Here is an 18533-nt window from a genome sequence, read left to right on the forward strand (position 1 = left end):
GCGGGCCTGTCGAAGATCGGGGACATCACCAAGGCCCTGAAGGGCATCGGCAAGATCGACATCCCGGCCCTCCCCGAGAACGCGATCACCCTCCCCAAGGACGCCTTCCGGCTCCCCGACGGCAGCTTCCACCTCCCCGAGGGCACCCCCCTCCCCGAGGGAGCCACAAAACTGCCGAACGGCACCTTCAAACTCCCCGACGACGTCCCCGTCGTCCACGACGGCGCCCACCCCCTGCCGGCTCCGGACGGTACGGGTCCGCTGTACGGGCACCCGGACGGGCACATCGTCGACGGCGACGGCAACGTCCTCATCCACGCCGACGAACTCCACAAACCCCCCACCGCAGAAACCAACCTCCCGCACACCTCCGACCCCACCCGCGAACCCGCCCTCGTCGGCGCCACCCCCCACACCGCGGAACACGCCGGTGAACACATCCGACTTGGCAGCAACACCAGTCACGACCTCGGAGACGTGCATGGAATCGGGGACAGCAGGCCCACTGCGTCCTCGGCTCACGGTGGTGGCCACCCCTCTGATGGCAGCGTGCATCACCACGGAACAGAGCCGTCAGCCGTTCACGAGTCGCCGTCGGGACACCCCAACGGCAACGAGGGTGCTGACCGCCCCCACCACGACAGTCACGTCGGGGACGGTCACGACGGCTCCACGGTGGATCACCATGATCCGCACGGAGGGGCTCACGGACACGAATCCGACCTCGGCGGCGGAGGGGACACGCACCTCCCACGGGACATCGATCTCGACGGACCGATGGCGAACGTGCCCGACGGACCCTCCGGTTCCATGCCGGACGGCTCGTGGGCAGGTGAGAACGGGCTGCATCTCGATCCCGAGGCGAACCGGGTGGCCGACGAGTTCATGGATCGTTCCAAGAAGGCCGAACCTGACATCACTCAGTCGATGCAGTCTGTTGCGAGCCGGGTCGACGAGGGGAAGCTCATCGGGCTCGAGTACCGACTGAAGGGAGCGGACTCCCTCAAACGCAAGCTCGCCACAGACCTGTTCGAGAACATCGGCAGGCGTCCCGACGAGGTTCTGGGAGGCATCAAAGACTCCATCCGCTACACCATGGAGGTGCCGGTGGAGCGCTACACACATGGTGTTCAGCAGGCGATCGATGAACTACAGGCCAAGGGTTTCGAGAACGTCACCTACAAGAACACTTGGGACTCGGCGGGATACAAGGGGATCAACTCCACCTGGCGGGACCCTGTCAGTGGCCAGGCGTTCGAAGTGCAGTTCCACACTGCCGACAGCTTCACAGCCAAGATGGACGGCCACATCCTCTATGAGAAGGAGCGCTTGCCTGGGGTTTCCCCCGAGGAACTCGCCGCCATCAAAGTTGAGCAGACCGAGCTGTTCGGCAGGGTACCGGTGCCTCATGGAGCAGCTGACATCCGGCTCGGCGCCCATGGATCCGCGGACGTTGTCCCGGCCATCAGCAGGGAATCCGGCGGGAGTGCCGGGCATGCCGTGCCTCCTACGCACGAGCCACATGGTCCCCCGCACGATCACCAGGCATCCGACCTCCACGACCCCGAGCACTCCGTCGAGCCGACGGGGCACGGCCAGGGGACGTCACACGGACACCAGGAATCGCCTGGTGAGAGTCCGTACACAGAGGGGCCGCAGGGCGGCTGGAGCGGTGCCGGCTGGGTGGAGAAGCCTGATCCCATTCATGACCCGGATTCTGTGGTCGCAGCCGAGATGTACGAGCACATCAGGTCGACGGAAAATCGGGTGGAGCTGCCCGCTATCTCGAAGAACACGGGTGTCGACGAATCGGTGCTCCGGCAGGTGAAGAGTCACTTGTTCCGGTCCCAGCATGAGGTGGCCATCGGTCCCGGCACCACAAAGAAGGGCCTCTTTACTCCTCGCAGGGACATCGGCGAGCTGTGGTTCGCAGCCAGGGAAGGAAAGCTGAGCGAGGAAGGAGTACAGCAGTTCAAGCACCTCATGGCGCATGAGTACGTGGAGAGCAGCCTCATGAAGTCGGGCCTCCCGTACATCCGCGAGTATGATCACTTGTGGGAGTTGGACCCGTCTGACGGTAAGTACTACCGACCTCAGTTCCCGCAGGATGTGCGCGACGCAGGAGCCCACGATCTGGCGCCCAACGACAAGATCGGGGGGTTCCGCCACTGGAGGTCCTTGGGGATGGAGCACCCTGGGGTCGTTCTGGCCGATGACCTGTCCAACCTCGATGATGTAGTGAAAGCAATTCACCAGCAATTGCGCTCGAAGGGGTTGGAGCTGTAGTGAGTACCGAACTGTCGCGCACCGTACTGGAACGTCTGCGTACGGTGGAGTGGTACGGCGACTGGGACACTGCCACTGCGCACACCCGATCGCGGGCACTCTTGATGCGTGAATTCATGCGCCGTTCCGCCCTTTGGGCAGAAAATTATGGTGCGCAAGCCGAATGGCCCTTCTTTGACATCACAGAGTTCATCGATCCGGCTTTCTCCTTCGATCCGGAAGTGGAGAGAGAGCTGGATGAATTTCTGATGCGTATGGTACCCACTCCGTCGACTGCGAGAACGTGCCGCGGTGCCGTGCGGTGGCCGGATTTTCACGCAGCGCACGCGGAAGGCTTGCCCGACCTTCCCGATCCGTACGAACCACTGCTGCTCATGTATGGGAGGGGCGGTGGGTATTCGGTCGAGGAATTCATCGACCTCTACGGTGTGATGATTCCTTACGGGAATTTTGAGTCGAACCTCAGGGCCGAGCCGTTCCTCACGCTTGAGGCCTCCACGCTTGACGCGCTCGACCAAGACGCAACGGGTCGTATTACGTACTACGCCAAGGTCGGCGATGGTTACTCTCGCACCGCCCCGCTCGGCATCGTAAGGAGGCGAAAGGTCGGAAGGGAGGGCGCAACACATGACGAGGCATTCACGCGCAACCTGCGGTGGGAGCCTACGGAGTATATGCGTCGATACGAACTGGGAGAAAACGATGTGGACCATGTGGAGATTTCGGAGCGGGAAGCTGCCGCGTTCATCGAATCCGTGACCAAGCGCCTGACGGGCGCTCGATAGCCATCGAAGGTCCGCAAAGGGAAACAAGGATCAGCAGGACGGACGACTGTACCCTCTCCAGGTTTCCGGACGACAGGTTCGCCGCGCGGCGGTTGCGTGAACGGCTGGACGAGGATGCCGGTCTCGACGCCATCGGTCTGAACCTCAGCGGTGCCGACCTCTCGCATGGTGATTTCTCCGAGTCGATGTTCATCGACGTTCATCGACGCGAAGCTGATCGGTACGAGGCTCGTCGGGGCCGATCTGTACCACTCGTACGCTCTGGCAGCGGACTTCAGCAGAGCCGATCTGACGGGCTCCTCACTGGTGCAGGTCGAACTCGACGATGCCGTCATGAGGGAAGCGGTTCTCGACGGGGCGGATCTGGCGAAGTCTTCCCTGTGTGACGTGGATGCCATGAGAGCCAGCTGCCGTGGCACTCAGTTCATGGGTCCGCCCTGCCGGCCGTGGACTTCCGGTCTGCGGACCTCAGCGGCGCGGTCCTCGTCCGGGTCGTCGCCTCCGCCGGGTAGGGGCAGGAGTTCCGGTCAACTGACGCACGCGCGCTCCGATTTCCCGAGGTTGCACCCGCCTGCGCAGTGCCATACTCCGCCCATGAAAACCGAGGTGGCGAGGCCCACGACGGCCTGGACCCTGCGTCCCGCGAGGGCGGCCGACGTCGAGCCGATCGCGGAGCTACGGGCCGAGGTCATGCGCGCCGATCTGGAACGCCTCGGACGCTACGACGAACACCGGGTGCGGCAGCGGCTGCGCGACTCCTTCTCCTCGCGGTACACCTCGGTCATCGAGGCCGGCTGCGCGCTCGCGGGCTGTGTGACCTTCCGTCCGGTCGACGGCAGGCGGTGGCTGGAGCACTTCTACCTCGCCCCACACCACCAGGGCCGGGGCCTCGGCTCCGCCGTTCTCCGCGCACTGCTCCGGCGAGCCGACGCCCAGGGCGAGACCGTCGCCCTGAACGTCCTCCAGGGCAGCCCCGCCCGCCGCCTGTACGAACGCCACGGCTTCGCCCTGGAAGCAGAAGACCCGGTCGACGCCTTCCTGGTCCGTCCACCAGGTGCGGACGTCTCGTCGTACGCGCGGAACGACCTGATCATGAAGCCGACCGTTGGCTACGACGGAGATGCGGCAGCGATCGTCGAGTTGGCGGCTGCGCTGGGGACCCGACTGTTCCCCGTGGGATACGAACGGTCCGAGTACGGCATCGTTCTGGTGGACGAGCATGGTCATTCTTCATGCTGCACCACACCGGGGGGACCTCATGGGAAAGGACGAGTTCGACACCTTTTCTCGCCTCCTGAGGTCGGAGGCGTATCCCGACGCGGAGGACCTCTTCGGTGAGACCCGCTAATCCCTCTCATCCCTGCGAAGAGGCCGCCTCTTGGATCTTTTGCAGCCGTGAGGGCCCAGTGGTCCTCTCGAAGGGCCCGATCCCCGGCTCGCCGGCGGCCAGGAACCCTTCGACGACCGGACCGAGGCGGTCGCAAGCCGCGTACGCGCCGCCGAACGGCAGGGCATCCGGAGGACCGGAGGAACGGAGCCGGTCGAGCGGCGGAGCTGCCCGGCCTGCGCGTCGTGCCACACGTAGAACGTCGCGACGCCGGGAAAGCCCAGGCCGTGAACGCGTTCACGGAGGGCGGCCGCGGTCTGTCCGAAGGCGGCCATCACCTCGGACACGGTCAACGATCACCAAGGGCTCGTCCGCCACCTGACACCATGCTGCGGATGGACGTCTTCCTGACCCCGGCCGCGGCCTCTCCCGAGGAGATACGGCGGATCCTGGCCGAGGCGTTCCGCGTCCCCGTCTCCGGCGTCGACGTCTCGGAGCAGTCCGAGGTGCGGTCGCGGAACTGGGACGCCCTCGTCACCTGCGAGTACGAGCACCTCGCCCGAGCCGCTGCCGGGGACCTCTCATGGGTCCTCGGCGTGTACGCGGCGCGAGAGGTCGAGCGGCGGCCCGCGGGGGAGGCGCTGGCCGTCCACCTGGCCGGGCGGCTCCGCGTGCCCGTGTTCCACACCTGGGACGGTGGGCTGCCCTGGATCAACAGGGTCGCTCTGCCCGGCGGCGGGGTCACACTCGCGCGCGTGGCCGAACCCGGTGGCCCGGAGGCCGGATTCTCCGTGGAAGCGGCCGAGGCGCCGATCACCGGCATGCCCCATGTGCCCGTCCTCCACCTCCCGGAGGTGGTGCGCGCCTTTCCGGTGCCGACGCCGCTGACCGACGCGGTGCTGCCCACGGGCGCGGTGAGCGGGCCGGAGCGGAGAGCTCGCGGAGCGTTGGCCGGCTGGGAGCGGTTGTGTGTGCGGCTGCGGAGCGGCTGGCCGCCTCGCGGCTGGTACTCCGCAGCCCTGTACGCCGAGGATCTGGCGTGGCGCGACACACTCGCGGCGGCCCTGGCGGACCTCCCCGACGGCCTACGGCACGAAGCCACCGGGCTACTGCGGGAACTGGACGGCGAGTACCGTGCGTCGACGCTGAACGACGCCGGGCACGCCCTCTCCGCCGCCCTCCGCACCGAGACGGCTACGACGGCCCCGCCACCCGGTCGTGCCTGGTACTGGAACCGCCGCCCCCAGTACCTCCCATGGGCGGAACCGAAGTGACAGGGACCTCCGTCAGTCCTCCCCGGCGAACAACTCCTCCGCGTCCGCCGCCCGCACCGCCCGCTGGGCCCAGGCTTCGAGCTGGTCGAGGTCGGAGCAGGTGTTCACCCGCTCGCGGATGGCGTCCGTCACGGGGATGCCGCGCCACTCGATGATGCGCAGCGTCATCTCCCGCCGGTCCTGGAGCCGTCCCTGTTCCACACCCTCCTCGCGCACCTGCTCGGCCAGCGGATGCCGCCAGAAGTACTGGATCGCCGTCATCAGTTCCCTCCACATCTGTTGCGCCTGGGGGTCGGCCAGGCAGGAGTCGACGAATTGCACGAAGACCGCGGCGTTGTCGGGGTCGATGGTTCCCAGGGCGGAAGCCAGGGACTTCAGTTCCGTACGAGACGATCAACGAGCCGGGCCGCCGTAAGTCGCGCCCACGTCCGAAACTCGTGCCCGCGTCCGACAAGAGCCCCCTCCCGCGAAACTCTGGATGTCCCCAAATGCCCCTGGCTATGCTGTAGTTCATGAAAATACGGAGAAACATCACCCGTCGTGCCGTCGCCGCCCTGGCCCTCGCGGGTGCCCTCGGGTTCGGTGCTGCTTCCTACGTCGGGGCGTCGCACAGCGAGGCCGGCCGGAAGACAGCGGCGTACGAGTTCGAGTGCAACGCCGACAGCTGCAACCCGACCAGCTGCAACTGGCTGTGGGGTTCGTACCCGGGAACCGGCTCCGGCTGCTGATCACCCGGGGCGGCCCCTGAGCCGCCGGGTCCGCCCCGCCCCGCCCCCACTGTCACCCCCCACCGGTACCGTCGGATCATGGCTCGACAGGCGGGGACCCAGGCGGCCCAGGGTGACGGTGAGCGGCGGTTCGCCGTGGTCGAAGGGGTGCTGGAGCGGATCACGTACGCGAACGAGGAGAACGGGTACACGGTCGCGCGCGTGGACACCGGCAGAGGCGCCGGTGATCTGCTGACCGTCGTCGGGGCGCTGCTCGGTGCGCAGGTGGGGGAGTCGCTGCGGCTGGAGGGCCGCTGGGGGTCCCATCCGCAGTACGGGAAGCAGTTCCACGTCGAGAACTACACGACGGTCCTGCCGGCCACCGTCCAGGGCATCCGCCGCTACCTCGGCTCCGGTCTGGTCAAGGGGATCGGGCCGGTCTTCGCGGACCGGATCACCCAGCACTTCGGCACCGACACCCTGCGGATCATCGAGGAGGAGCCCAAGCGGCTCATCGAGGTCCCCGGCCTCGGGCCCAAGCGGACCAGGAAGATCGCCGACGCCTGGGAGGAGCAGAAGGCGATCAAGGAGGTCATGCTCTTCCTCCAGACGGTCGAGGTGTCCACCTCCGTCGCCGTGCGCATCTACAAGAAGTACGGCGACGCGTCGATCTCCGTGGTGAAGAACCAGCCGTACCGGCTCGCCGCCGACGTCTGGGGCATCGGCTTCCTGACCGCCGACAAGATCGCCCGATCTGTCGGCATCCCGCACGACAGCCCGGAGCGGGTCAAGGCAGGACTCCAGTACGCGCTGTCGCAGTCCGCCGACCAGGGCAACTGCTTCCTGCCCGAGGAGCGGCTGATCGCCGACGCGGTGAAGCTGCTCCAGGTGGACACCGGGCTGGTCATCGAGTGCCTGGCCGCCCTCGCGGAGCCGGACGAGGACGGCGGCGACCCCGGGGTCGTACGGGAGAAGGTGCCCGCGGCCGAGGGGGAGGCGGCGGAGTCCGTCAGCGCCGTGTACCTGGTGCCGTTCCACCGCGCCGAGCTCTCCCTGTCCGCGCAGGTGCTGCGTCTGCTGCGTACCGAGCAGGACCGGATGCCGCACTTCCGGGACGTGGCCTGGGACAAGGCGCTGGGCTGGCTGCGCGGACGGACGGGGGCCGATCTCGCGCCCGAGCAGGAGGCGGCCGTCCGGCTCGCGCTGACCGAGAAGGTGGCGGTGCTGACCGGCGGGCCCGGCTGCGGCAAGTCCTTCACCGTGCGCTCGATCGTGGAGCTGGCCCGCGCCAGGAGGGCGAAGGTGGTGCTGGCCGCGCCGACCGGCCGGGCCGCCAAGCGGCTGTCCGAGCTGACCGGCGCCGAGGCGTCCACCGTCCACCGGCTGCTGGAGCTGAAGCCCGGCGGCGACGCGGCGTACGACCGGGACCGGCCGCTGGACGCCGACCTCGTCGTGGTCGACGAGGCGTCCATGCTGGACCTGCTGCTCGCCAACAAGCTGGTCAAGGCCGTACCGCCGGGGGCGCACCTGCTGTTCGTGGGGGACGTGGACCAGTTGCCCAGTGTGGGCGCGGGCGAGGTGCTCAGGGATCTGCTGGCCGAGCGGAGCCCGGTCCCGGCGGTGCGCCTGACCCGGGTCTTCCGCCAGGCCCAGCAGTCCGGCGTGGTCACCAACGCGCACCGCATCAACTCCGGGCAGCAGCCGCTCACCGACGGTCTGAAGGACTTCTTCCTCTTCGTCGAGGACGACACGGAGGAGGCGGGCCGGCTCACCGTGGACGTGGCGGCGCGGCGGATCCCGGCCAGGTTCGGGCTCGATCCGCGCCGGGACGTGCAGGTGCTCGCGCCCATGCACCGGGGCCCGGCGGGCGCCGGCACGCTCAACGGGCTGCTCCAGCAGGCCATCACGCCGGGCCGCCCCGATCTCGCGGAGAAGCGATTCGGCGGGCGGGTCTTCCGGGTCGGCGACAAAGTCACCCAGATCCGCAACAATTACGAGAAAGGGGCGAACGGCGTCTTCAACGGCACCGTGGGCGTGGTCACTTCGCTCGACCCGGTCGACCAGCGGCTGACGGTGCTGACCGACGAGGACGAGGAGGTGCCCTACGAGTTCGACGAACTGGACGAGCTGGCGCACGCGTACGCGGTCACCATCCACCGCTCCCAGGGCAGCGAGTACCCGGCCGTGGTGATCCCGGTGACCACCGGCGCCTGGATGATGCTCCAGCGCAACCTGCTCTACACGGCGGTGACCCGGGCCAAGCGGCTGGTGGTGCTCGTCGGCTCGCGCCGGGCCGTCGGCCAGGCGGTGCGCACGGTCTCGGCGGGACGCCGCTGCACGGCGCTGGATTTCCGGCTCCGGGGCGCCTGAAGCCGCAGAACGGCCAGAGAAGGCCCGGAAGGGCGACAAAATCTGACGAACGGGCCGCTCCTGGCCCGGAAAATCCCGTCGCCGCCCCCGGCGCGGGCCCGTCGCGCAAAAAATGATCGATCAAACGAGTCGCAAAGGTCACAGAACACTTCCCGACACTGCTCCGAGGGGGCAGGATGAGCAGGTTGGCGGCACTGAGTGCCGCCCATAGGCCCAATGGTCGACCCCGAGTGCACTCTCCTGAGCCAAATGGGGGATGGTAGAGACAGTCAGGGCACCTCGAAGATGAGGCACTACGTCGGTGAGGGAAGACGTGAGCGACAACTCTGTAGTACTGCGGTACGACGGCGACGAGTACACCTACCCGGTGATCGACAGCACCGTCGGCGACAAGGGCTTCGACATCGGGAAGCTCCGCGCCCAGACCGGTCTGGTGACTCTGGACAGCGGCTACGGCAACACGGCCGCGTACAAATCCGCCGTCACCTATCTCGACGGCGAGCAGGGCATTCTCCGGTACCGCGGCTACCCCATCGAGCAGCTCGCCGAGCGCTCCACCTTCCTTGAGGTGGCCTACCTGCTCATCAACGGTGAGCTGCCGACCGTCGACGAGCTCTCCACCTTCAAGAACGAGATCACGCGGCACACCCTGCTGCACGAGGACGTCAAGAACTTCTACAAGGGGTTCCCGCGCGACGCCCACCCGATGGCGATGCTGTCCTCGGTCGTCTCGGCGCTGTCCACCTTCTACCAGGACAGCCACAACCCGTTCGACGAGAAGCAGCGCGACCTGTCCACGGTCCGGCTGCTCGCCAAGCTCCCGACGATCGCGGCGTACGCGTACAAGAAGTCGATCGGCCACCCGTTCGTCTACCCGCGCAACGATCTCTCCTATGTGGAGAACTTCCTGCGGATGACCTTCTCGGTCCCCGCCGACGACTACGAGCCCGACCCGGTCGTCGTCTCCGCGCTGGACAAGCTGCTGATCCTGCACGCGGACCACGAGCAGAACTGTTCGACCTCCACGGTCCGCCTCGTCGGCTCCTCGCAGGCCAACATGTTCGCCTCCATCTCGGCCGGCATCAACGCGCTGTGGGGCCCGCTGCACGGCGGCGCCAACCAGTCCGTGCTGGAGATGCTGGAGGGCATCCGCGACTCCGGCTCCGACGTCGACACCTTCATCCGCAAGGTGAAGAACAAGGAGGACGGCGTCCGCCTGATGGGCTTCGGCCACCGGGTCTACAAGAACTTCGACCCGCGCGCCAAGATCATCAAGGCCGCCGCGCACGACGTGCTCTCCGCGCTGGGCAAGGACGACGAGCTGCTCGACATCGCCCTGAAGCTGGAGGAGCACGCGCTCTCCGACGACTACTTCGTCGAGCGCAAGCTCTACCCGAACGTCGACTTCTACACCGGTCTGATCTACCGGGCCATGGGCTTCCCGACCGAGATGTTCACGGTCCTGTTCGCCCTGGGCCGGCTGCCGGGCTGGATCGCCCAGTGGCAGGAAATGATCAAGGAGCCGGGGTCCCGCATCGGCCGCCCGCGCCAGATCTACACGGGCGTCGTCGAGCGCGACTTCGTCCCGGTCGAGGAGCGCTGAGGCGCCGCTTCGCCGCACGGGCCTTGCGCCCCGGGCCCCGTTTCCGCCGGTCAGCCGGTGGGTGCGGGGCCTTCGTGTGTCCGGAGCCGTTCGGAGCTGTTCGGAGCCGTCCGGAAGGTGGCAAGGGGCCGAGCGGAGAGGAGGGCGAGGGAAGGAGAGGGCGGCGGGAAGCGGAAGGCGCCCCGGCGTGCCAGTCCCCCCACGGGCCGGCGACCAGGGCGCCTTCCCATGTCCCGGTATCGGATTCCCCCCACGGGATCCGGCCGGGCGTCTGTGAGAAAACCAGCGCCTGAACCGCTGTTCTTCGTACTGCCGTACTGCTGCCTCAGTTGTCTCGGTGCGTGCGCCGACCGGCGCCCGCACCGTTACCGCTCCGCGCTGTGCCGGGACAGCGCACACCCGGGAGGGCCGCTCAAAGCTTCCCGACGTACGTGTCCCGGCAACGCAGTTCCAGGGAAGTCCCCCAAGACATCCCCAGACGCCAGTCGGCGCCCCCCAAGACGCTTCCTGACATCGCCAAACTTAGACCTTCGAACCCCTTCGATGGTTACGTTCACATCACTGTGACATGCGTCTCTTGCATATGTCCCATAGGTGCGCAAGAGCCCTGATATGGCGATCGAGACCCAAGCGTAAGGATGATGCGCGAGCCTTGTGAAGAGCTTATGTGAGGCGCGCGCCGGACTCCAGGGGGTCCGGCACTTCCGTCTCCCAACCGGTATGTCCGCCGCGGAACCGGCACTTCCGCGGCGGGACCGGTACGTCCGGCGGGCCGGTCCGGCTCAGCGGAACCTGCGCAGCCGCAGGCTGTTGGTCACCACGAAGACCGAGGAGAACGCCATCGCCGCGCCCGCGATCATCGGGTTGAGCAGTCCGGCGGCGGCCAGCGGCAGCGCGGCCACGTTGTAGCCGAAGGCCCACACGAGGTTGCCCTTGATGGTGGCCAGCGTCCGCCGGGAGAGCCGGATGGCGTCCGCGGCCACCCGCAGGTCCCCGCGGACCAGCGTCAGGTCGCCCGCCTCGATGGCGGCGTCGGTGCCGGTGCCCATCGCCAGGCCCAGATCGGCGGTGGCGAGCGCGGCGGCGTCGTTCACGCCGTCGCCGACCATGGCCACCGTCCGGCCCTCCGCCTGAAGGCGCCGTACCGCCGCGACCTTGTCCTCGGGCAGCACCTCGGCGATCACGTCACCGGCGTCGATGCCGACCGCCCGCGCCACCGACTCGGCCACCGTCCGGTTGTCACCGGTCAGCAGCACCGGCCGCAGTCCGAGGGCGCGCAACCGCGCCACGGCCTCCGCGCTGGTCTCCTTGACCGCGTCCGCCACGGCCAGCACACCGCGGGCCGTTCCGTCCCAGCCGACCACGACGGCCGTACGGCCGTTCTCCTCGGCCGCGCGCCGGGCACGGGCCAGCTCCTCGGGCAGCTCCTCGAACAGGCGCCCGACGACGACCTCATGGCCGTCCACGCGCCCGCGAACGCCCCGCCCGGGGACGTTCTCGAAGTGCTCGGTGGCGGGCAGCGGCCCGACGCGCTCCTCGGCGCCGGCCGCGACCGCGCGGGCGAGGGGGTGCTCGGAGGCGTGTTCCAGGGCGCCCGCGAGCCGCAGCAACTGCTTCTCGTCCGTGCCCTCGGCCGCGTGCACCTCCTGGAGGGTCATCCGGCCGGTGGTGACGGTGCCGGTCTTGTCCAGGACGACGGTGTCGACGCGCCGGGTGGACTCCAGCACCTCGGGGCCCTTGATGAGGATGCCGAGCTGGGCGCCGCGCCCGGTGCCGACCATCAGCGCGGTCGGGGTGGCCAGGCCCAGGGCGCACGGGCAGGCGATGATCAGCACCGCGACGGCCGCGGTGAAGGATGCGGTGACGTCGCCGGTGGCCAGCAGCCAGGTCAGCAGGGTGCCCACGGCGATGACCAGGACCACGGGCACGAAGACCGCCGAGATCCGGTCGGCCAGCCGCTGCACTTGGGCCTTGCCGTTCTGCGCGTCCTCGACCAGCTTCGCCATCCGGGAGAGCTGGGTGTCGGCGCCGACCCGGGTGGCCTCCACCACCAGCCGGCCGCCCGCGTTGACGGTGGCGCCGGTGACGGTGTCCCCGGTGGTCACGTCGGCCGGGACGGACTCCCCGGTGAGCATGGAGGCGTCCACCGCCGAGGTGCCCTCGACGACGGTGCCGTCGGTGGCGATCTTCTCGCCGGGCCGGACGACGAAGCGGTCGCCCACGGCCAGCGCGGACACCGGCAGCCGGACCTCGCGGCCCTCGCGCAGCACGGAGACGTCCTTGGCGCCCAGCTCCAGCAGGGCGCGCAGCGCGGCGCCCGCCCGCCGCTTGGAGCGGGCCTCCAGATAGCGGCCGAGCAGCAGGAAGGCGACGACCCCGGAGGCGACCTCCAGATAGATCGTCGAGGCGGCGTCCATCCGGGAGACGGTGAGCCGGAACTCGTCGTGCATGCCGGGCATCCCCGCGTCACCGAGGAACAGCGCCCACAGCGACCAGCCGAACGCGGCGAGCGTGCCGACCGAGACCAGGGTGTCCATGGTGGCCGCGCCGTGCCGGGCGTTGGTGAGCGCGGCCCGGTGGAAGGGCAGCCCGCCCCAGACGACGACCGGCGCGGCCAGGGTCAGCGCCAGCCACTGCCAGTTGTCGAACTGGAGGGCCGGGACCATGGAGAGCAGGACGACCGGGACGGCGAGCAGCGCGGAGACGGTCAGGCGCTGGCGCAGCGCCGTCAGCTCCGGGTCGCCGTCGGGCGCCGCGGCCTCCCGCTGTGCGGGCTCCGGCTCCGGGGGCGGCGGTTCCTCGGCGGTGTACCCCGTCTTCACCACCGTCGCGACGAGATCGGAGACCGCTACCCCCCGGGGGTAGCTGACCTTCGCCTTCTCGGTGGCGAAGTTGACGGTCGCGTGCACGCCCTCCATGCGGTTGAGCTTCTTCTCCACGCGGGCCGCGCAGGAGGCGCAGGTCATCCCGCCGATGAGCAGCTCGACCTCGGAGTGCTGCCCGGCGGTGTCGGGCGGTGTCGCTGTGCTGGTGGTGCTGGTCATGTCCGTACTCCAGTGAGCGGACCGGGCCGTACAGAACCAGTATCAGCTGGTCGATACGGCCCGGTGTCGAGAGATACGTGTCGTCGAGGGATACGTGTCGAGTCGGGGTGGCCGGGGAGCGCGCGGGGAGCGGCCCCCGGGCGGTCAGGCGCGGCCGACGAGCTCGAAGCCGGCCTCATCCACCGCGGCGCGCACGGCGGCCTCCTCCAGCGGGGCGGCGGAGACCACGGTGACCTCGCCGGTCGAGGCGACGGCCTTCACCGAGCTGACCCCGGACAGCTCGGAGATCTCGGCGGAGACGGAGCCCTCGCAGTGTCCGCAGCTCATGCCGCTCACCTTGTAGACGGTGGTGACGGTGTCCGGGGTCTCGGTCTGGGCGGTCATGTCGCTCTCCTCGTCGTGGTGTGCGGGATGGGAGTGGCCCAGAGGGGCTCACTGCATTCGACACTATACCCCTAGGGGGTATTTATCAAAGGAGTGGCGCGGTGTGGCCGCACGACCGGAAGGGCGCGGGCCCCGGCCGTCACGCCGCCGCACGCGCCGGGGCGCGAGCGGGCCGGGGGTGGTCGAGGCGGTGGGCAAGAGGGGTACCCAGTGGCGGCCTGGCGAACAGGTGACCACCCCGCCCTCGTCTGCGCCTGCGGCACCTGCCCCGCCCGCGCGGCGGGCGACCGGCAGGTCCGCGAACGGCGGAGCGGGCCGGGGCGCCGGTGGTCGCGGTGGACGTGGCGCCGCGCGCCGGAGCCGGTGCGCGGCTTCGGCGCGGCGGACGTCGCGGCGGTCCGCGAGTCGACCGCCGCCGCGGCGCCCATCCGTCCCTGGACGCGCTCGGCCCGCCCGCCACCCGCGCCGCCTCCGTCGACGGACCGCGCCGCCGGGGCCGCCGCGTCCGGGTCGGCCTGCCGTCCTCGGCGACCGGCACCGCCCCGGTCCTCATGGCCCGCGCCACCGCTCCGGAGCCGGCACCCCCCCCGACAGCCACGGCATGGCCGCGCACGCTGCCCGGTACCGCTGCGCGCCCGGTCGCCTCCGGCGCGTACGCCCCGGCCTCCTGGCCGCCTCCACCATCGGCCTGGTGGCCGCACCCGCCGCACCCGCCGCACCCGCCGCACCCGCCGCACCCGCCGCGACCACCGCACCCGCCACGCCCGCCGCGCCCGGCGCCGTCATGGGAACGGCGCCGGGCGCGGGGGGGGGGGGGGGGCACGGGCATCCGCCCGTGGAGCCGATGGCCGTGACCCCGGCCGCGCCGGGGCGGGGCGGCCGGGGGCTCAGCCGGACCTGCGGCCCCGGTTGCCCGGCCGGGCCGCCGCCCAGGCGCGCACCGTGTCGGCGTACCAGAAGGGGCGCCCGCCCTCGACCCGGTCGGGCGGCGGCAGCAGGCCGTGTTTGCGGTAGGACCGCACGGTGTCGGGCTGCACCCGGATGTGGGCCGCGATCTCCTTGTACGACCAGAGTGTTCGGTCGGTCATGGTGTGCACCTCCCCGCGCGCGCCACGGAGGCGGTCCGGAAGGCCGCCGGGGGGCCGGGCGCGGCGCCGGCGATCAAGAGAGCCTGTGCCGCGTGAACGAGGCGCGCGCTCCGGCGGCAAGGGCCTGTCGTACGGCTGTGACCGCCGTGTCACGAAATCGGGACATGTGTGACGGGAAGGTTGCTTACGGGGCAGATGCGCGCCGGACTTCCCCCGGGCTTCTCCCGGGCTTACCCCACACGTTCCCTTCTCGTCCGAATGTCCGGACAAAGCATTGACAGGCTTCCGCCTCCGGCACTAGAACCGGGGGAGCCGACGCGAAGGGGAGCCGATGGTGTACGACGTGATCACCATGGGGCGGATCGGGGTCGACCTCTATCCGCTCCAGACGGGCGTGCCGCTGTCCCGCGTCTCCACCTTCGGCAAGTTCCTGGGCGGCTCGGCGGCGAACGTGGCGGTCGCCGCGGCCCGCCTCGGCCGCCGCACGGCGGTGATCACCCGGACCGGGGACGACCCGTTCGGCGACTATCTGCACGAGGCGCTGCGCGGCTTCGGCGTCGACGACCGCCATGTCACGGCGGTGCCCGGACTGCCGACGCCGGTCACCTTCTGCGAGGTGTTCCCGCCGGACGACTTCCCGCTCTACTTCTACCGCCGCCCCAAGGCGCCCGACCTGGAGATCGACGCCCACGACCTCGATCTGGCGGCCGTCGCGGACGCCCGGGTCTTCTGGGTCACCGGCACCGGACTGAGCGAGGAGCCGAGCCGCACAGCGACGCTGGCCGCGCTCGCCCACCGGGCGCGGTCCGGGCACACCGTCTTCGACCTCGACTGGCGCCCGGTGTTCTGGACCGACCCGGCTGCCGCCCGCCCCTTCTACGCCGAGGCCCTGCGGCACGCCACCGTCGCCGTCGGCAACCTGGACGAGGTGGAGGTGGCCACCGGAGTGCGCGAGCCGCGGGCCGCCGCCCGTGCCCTGCTGGACGCCGGGGCCGAGCTGGCGGTCGTCAAGCAGGGCCCCGCGGGCGTGCTCGCCCTCGACCGCGCGGGCCGCGCCGCCGAGGTGCCGCCGCTGCCGGTCGAGGTGCTCAACGGCCTCGGCGCCGGGGACGCCTTCGGCGGCTCCCTCTGCCACGGGCTGCTCGCCGGCTGGGACCTGGCGCACGTCATGCGGTACGCCAACGCCGCCGGGGCCATCGTCGCCTCCCGGCTGGAGTGCTCCTCCGCGATGCCCGACGCGGCCGAGGTGGAGTCGGCCCTCGCGGCGGGCGCGGTGCGGTGAGCCCGGAGGCCCGGCCCGGACGCCCGGATGTCCGGACCGGACAGGTCCGGCCCGGGGGCGCGGTCCCGGGCGCCGCGGGCCTTCGGCGTACCGCGCCCGCCGGTTGTACGGTGCAGATACCTGCCGGTCCGGCCGGGGGAGAGTGCCAAACCCCGGGCGGCGAGCGCGTGTTGGGTGACACCATCCGGACAGCGCGCGCCGGCCGGCCATCGATCGCCTCCGGCGCGGGAGACCGCTTCGCCCTGGCAGGAGCGAAGTGCGAGCGACGACTCCCCGCCCGCTACGGCTCCCGCGCCGGAGGTCCCCGCCGCTGCTGCGGTCCGCCGCCGCTGCCGCGCCCCGCGGCGGTGCCGGGGACACTCCCACATGTGTCTACGCCGACCGGTGAACCGCAGACACAGTGTCGGGCGCGCTCCGGGCGCGTTGCTGGTGGGATGGTCATGTGACGGCGGCCGCGCCCCGCACCGGCGGTCCCGGCCCCCTTCCGGGGCCGCCCCCGGCCTCGGCGGGTCCCGGCACGCGAGCCCCACGAACGGCACGTCTCGACCCGACGCCGCCATCTGCGAAGGAGTGACCCGGCATGACCAAGACCGTCAACCACTGGATCGGCGGGAAGGCCGTAGAAGGCGCCTCGGGGTCGTACGGTCCGGTCACGGACCCGGCGACCGGCGCGGTCACCACCCAGGTGGCGTTCGCCTCCGTGGCCGAGGTGGACGCGGCCGTGGCCGCCGCCCGGGACGCCTACCGCTCCTGGGGGCAGTCCTCGCTGGCGCAGCGCACCTCGGTCATGTTCCGCTTCCGCGCGCTGCTGGACGCGCACCGCGACGAGATCGCCGCGCTGATCACCGCCGAGCACGGCAAGGTGCACTCCGACGCGCTCGGCGAGGTCGCGCGCGGCCTGGAGATCGTCGACCTGGCCTGCGGCATCAACGTGCAGCTGAAGGGCGAGCTGTCGACGCAGGTCGCCACGCGTGTGGACGTGTCCTCGATCCGGCAGCCGCTGGGTGTGGTCGCGGGCATCACGCCGTTCAACTTCCCGGCGATGGTCCCGCTGTGGATGTTCCCGATCGCCATCGCCTGCGGCAACACCTTCGTGCTCAAGCCCAGCGAGAAGGACCCCTCGGCGGCGCTGCGGATCGCCGAGCTGCTGGCCGAGGCCGGGCTGCCCGACGGCGTGTTCAACGTCGTCCAGGGCGACAAGGTGGCCGTCGACCGCCTCCTGGAGCACCCGGACGTCAAGGCGGTCTCCTTCGTCGGCTCCACCCCGATCGCCCGCTACATCCACACCACGGCCTCGGCGAACGGCAAGCGCGTCCAGGCCCTCGGCGGCGCCAAGAACCACATGCTGGTGCTGCCCGACGCCGACCTGGACGCGGCGGCGGACGCGGCGGTCTCGGCGGCGTACGGCTCGGCCGGTGAGCGCTGCATGGCCATCTCCGCCGTCGTCGCGGTCGGGGCGGTCGCCGACGAGCTGGTGGAGAAGATCCGCGAGCGCGCCGAGAAGATCAAGATCGGTCCCGGCACCGACCCGGACTCCGAGATGGGCCCGCTGATCACCGCCGCCCACCGCGACAAGGTCGCCTCCTATGTGCAGGGCGCCGCCGACGAGGGCTGCGAGGTCGTCCTGGACGGCACCGGCTACACCGTGGAGGGCTACGAGGACGGCCACTGGATCGGCCTGTCGCTGCTCGACCGGGTGCCGACGACCGCGAAGGCGTACCAGGACGAGATCTTCGGCCCGGTGCTGTGCGTGCTGCGCGTGGACACCTACGAGGACGGCGTGTCCCTGATCAACGCCTCGCCGTTCGGCAACGGCACCGCGATCTTCACCCGGGACGGCGGCGCCGCCCGCCGCTTCCAGCTGGAGATCGAGGCCGGCATGGTCGGCGTGAACGTGCCGATCCCGGTGCCGGTGGGCTACCACTCCTTCGGCGGCTGGAAGGACTCGCTCTTCGGCGACCACCACATCTACGGCAACGACGGCACGCACTTCTACACCCGCGGCAAGGTCGTCACCACCCGCTGGCCCGACCCCTCCGAGGCCCCGGCCGGCGTCGACCTCGGGTTCCCGCGCAACCACTGAGCGTGACGCGAGCCCCCTTCGCGGCCGTCCGGATACCGGACGGCCGCGACTTTTTTTGCGCCCGGCCCTGCGATTCCCGCGTCCGGGGGAGGAAACGGGTGACGCAGGTTTACCCGGGAAGACTCCTTGGAAAGCAAGGTCACCATTCGCTCAGGCTTGATGAATACGGTGTTACGGCAATGTTGCCTGTGAAACAGATTCGTGAACGGCTCCGTCCCAGGTGCGGATTCCGAAGGTGAACAGCCATTGACGGGACGGTTTTCGTCGGGATTCCATGCTCGCGCCGGGAGCGGACGACAT

At 70.1% G+C, this 18533-nt stretch carries 11 protein-coding genes and 4 pseudogenes; 11 read left to right on the forward strand and 4 right to left on the reverse strand.

Annotated features, from left to right (window positions below):
* From B086_RS44635 to B086_RS0120960, 6 genes and pseudogenes are all read left to right on the forward strand, one after another.
* Positions 1-2286, forward strand: a pseudogene (locus tag B086_RS44635) (hypothetical protein); the annotation flags it as partial.
* Positions 2286-3071 carry a hypothetical protein gene (locus tag B086_RS45035; protein ID WP_199785722.1) on the forward strand — a complete coding sequence of 262 codons (786 nt, stop codon included), beginning with the start codon at positions 2286-2288 and terminating at the stop codon, positions 3069-3071. The pseudogene B086_RS44635 and the gene B086_RS45035, both read left to right, overlap by 1 nt.
* Before the next feature lie 165 nt (positions 3072-3236).
* Positions 3237-3491 (forward strand): annotated as a pseudogene (locus tag B086_RS46265) (pentapeptide repeat-containing protein); the annotation flags it as partial.
* Between the two features lie 174 nt (positions 3492-3665).
* Positions 3666-4127, forward strand: a pseudogene (locus tag B086_RS45045) (GNAT family N-acetyltransferase); the annotation flags it as partial.
* 36 nt (positions 4128-4163) lie between these two features.
* Entirely contained in the window at positions 4164-4409 is a 246-nt protein-coding gene (locus tag B086_RS46105) for an SUKH-3 domain-containing protein (RefSeq protein ID WP_324604693.1), read from the forward strand.
* A gap of 384 nt (positions 4410-4793) precedes the next feature.
* The gene (locus B086_RS0120960) at positions 4794-5672 is read left to right on the forward strand and encodes a hypothetical protein (protein WP_158690405.1); all 879 of its coding nucleotides are present in this window, start codon (positions 4794-4796) and stop codon (positions 5670-5672) included.
* 12 nt (positions 5673-5684) lie between these two features.
* Here B086_RS0120960 and B086_RS42975 read toward each other — a convergent pair.
* Positions 5685-6050: pseudogene (locus B086_RS42975) on the reverse strand (hypothetical protein); the annotation flags it as partial.
* A gap of 134 nt (positions 6051-6184) precedes the next feature.
* Between B086_RS42975 and B086_RS44640 the strand changes: the two are divergent.
* The 3 genes from B086_RS44640 to B086_RS0120975 all read left to right on the forward strand — a co-directional run bounded on the left by B086_RS44640 (position 6185) and on the right by B086_RS0120975 (position 10352).
* The gene (locus B086_RS44640) at positions 6185-6400 is read left to right on the forward strand and encodes a hypothetical protein (RefSeq protein ID WP_158690406.1); all 216 of its coding nucleotides are present in this window, start codon (positions 6185-6187) and stop codon (positions 6398-6400) included.
* Positions 6401-6478: 78 nt separating this feature from the next.
* Complete coding sequence (locus B086_RS0120970) at positions 6479-8749, forward strand: ATP-dependent RecD-like DNA helicase (RefSeq protein WP_078531151.1); 2271 nt, start codon at positions 6479-6481, stop codon at positions 8747-8749.
* Positions 8750-9062: 313 nt separating this feature from the next.
* Positions 9063-10352, forward strand: coding sequence for a citrate synthase (locus B086_RS0120975; RefSeq protein WP_018568388.1), 1290 nt, complete (start codon positions 9063-9065; stop codon positions 10350-10352).
* Between the two features lie 782 nt (positions 10353-11134).
* Here B086_RS0120975 and B086_RS0120980 read toward each other — a convergent pair.
* The 3 genes from B086_RS0120980 to B086_RS0120990 form a co-directional block, all read right to left on the reverse strand.
* Entirely contained in the window at positions 11135-13396 is a 2262-nt protein-coding gene (locus B086_RS0120980; protein WP_018568389.1) for a heavy metal translocating P-type ATPase, read from the reverse strand.
* Positions 13397-13540: 144 nt separating this feature from the next.
* Entirely contained in the window at positions 13541-13780 is a 240-nt protein-coding gene (locus B086_RS0120985) for a heavy-metal-associated domain-containing protein (protein ID WP_018568390.1), read from the reverse strand.
* Between the two features lie 887 nt (positions 13781-14667).
* Positions 14668-14868: a helix-turn-helix transcriptional regulator gene (locus B086_RS0120990; protein WP_018568391.1), complete on the reverse strand. Its 201-nt coding sequence runs from the start codon at positions 14866-14868 to the stop codon at positions 14668-14670.
* 331 nt (positions 14869-15199) lie between these two features.
* Here B086_RS0120990 and iolC point away from each other — a divergent pair, with 331 nt between their 5' ends.
* Both iolC and mmsA read left to right on the forward strand, forming a co-directional pair.
* Positions 15200-16150: a 5-dehydro-2-deoxygluconokinase gene (gene iolC / locus B086_RS0120995; RefSeq protein ID WP_018568392.1), complete on the forward strand. Its 951-nt coding sequence runs from the start codon at positions 15200-15202 to the stop codon at positions 16148-16150.
* Positions 16151-16730: 580 nt separating this feature from the next.
* Complete coding sequence (gene mmsA / locus B086_RS0121000) at positions 16731-18233, forward strand: CoA-acylating methylmalonate-semialdehyde dehydrogenase (RefSeq protein ID WP_018568393.1); 1503 nt, start codon at positions 16731-16733, stop codon at positions 18231-18233.
* The last annotated feature ends 300 nt before the right edge of the window (positions 18234-18533 follow it).

Origin of the sequence: Streptomyces sp. PsTaAH-124 (assembly GCF_000373685.1) — a bacterium.
GTDB classification, from domain to species: Bacteria; Actinomycetota; Actinomycetes; order Streptomycetales; family Streptomycetaceae; genus Streptomyces; species Streptomyces andamanensis.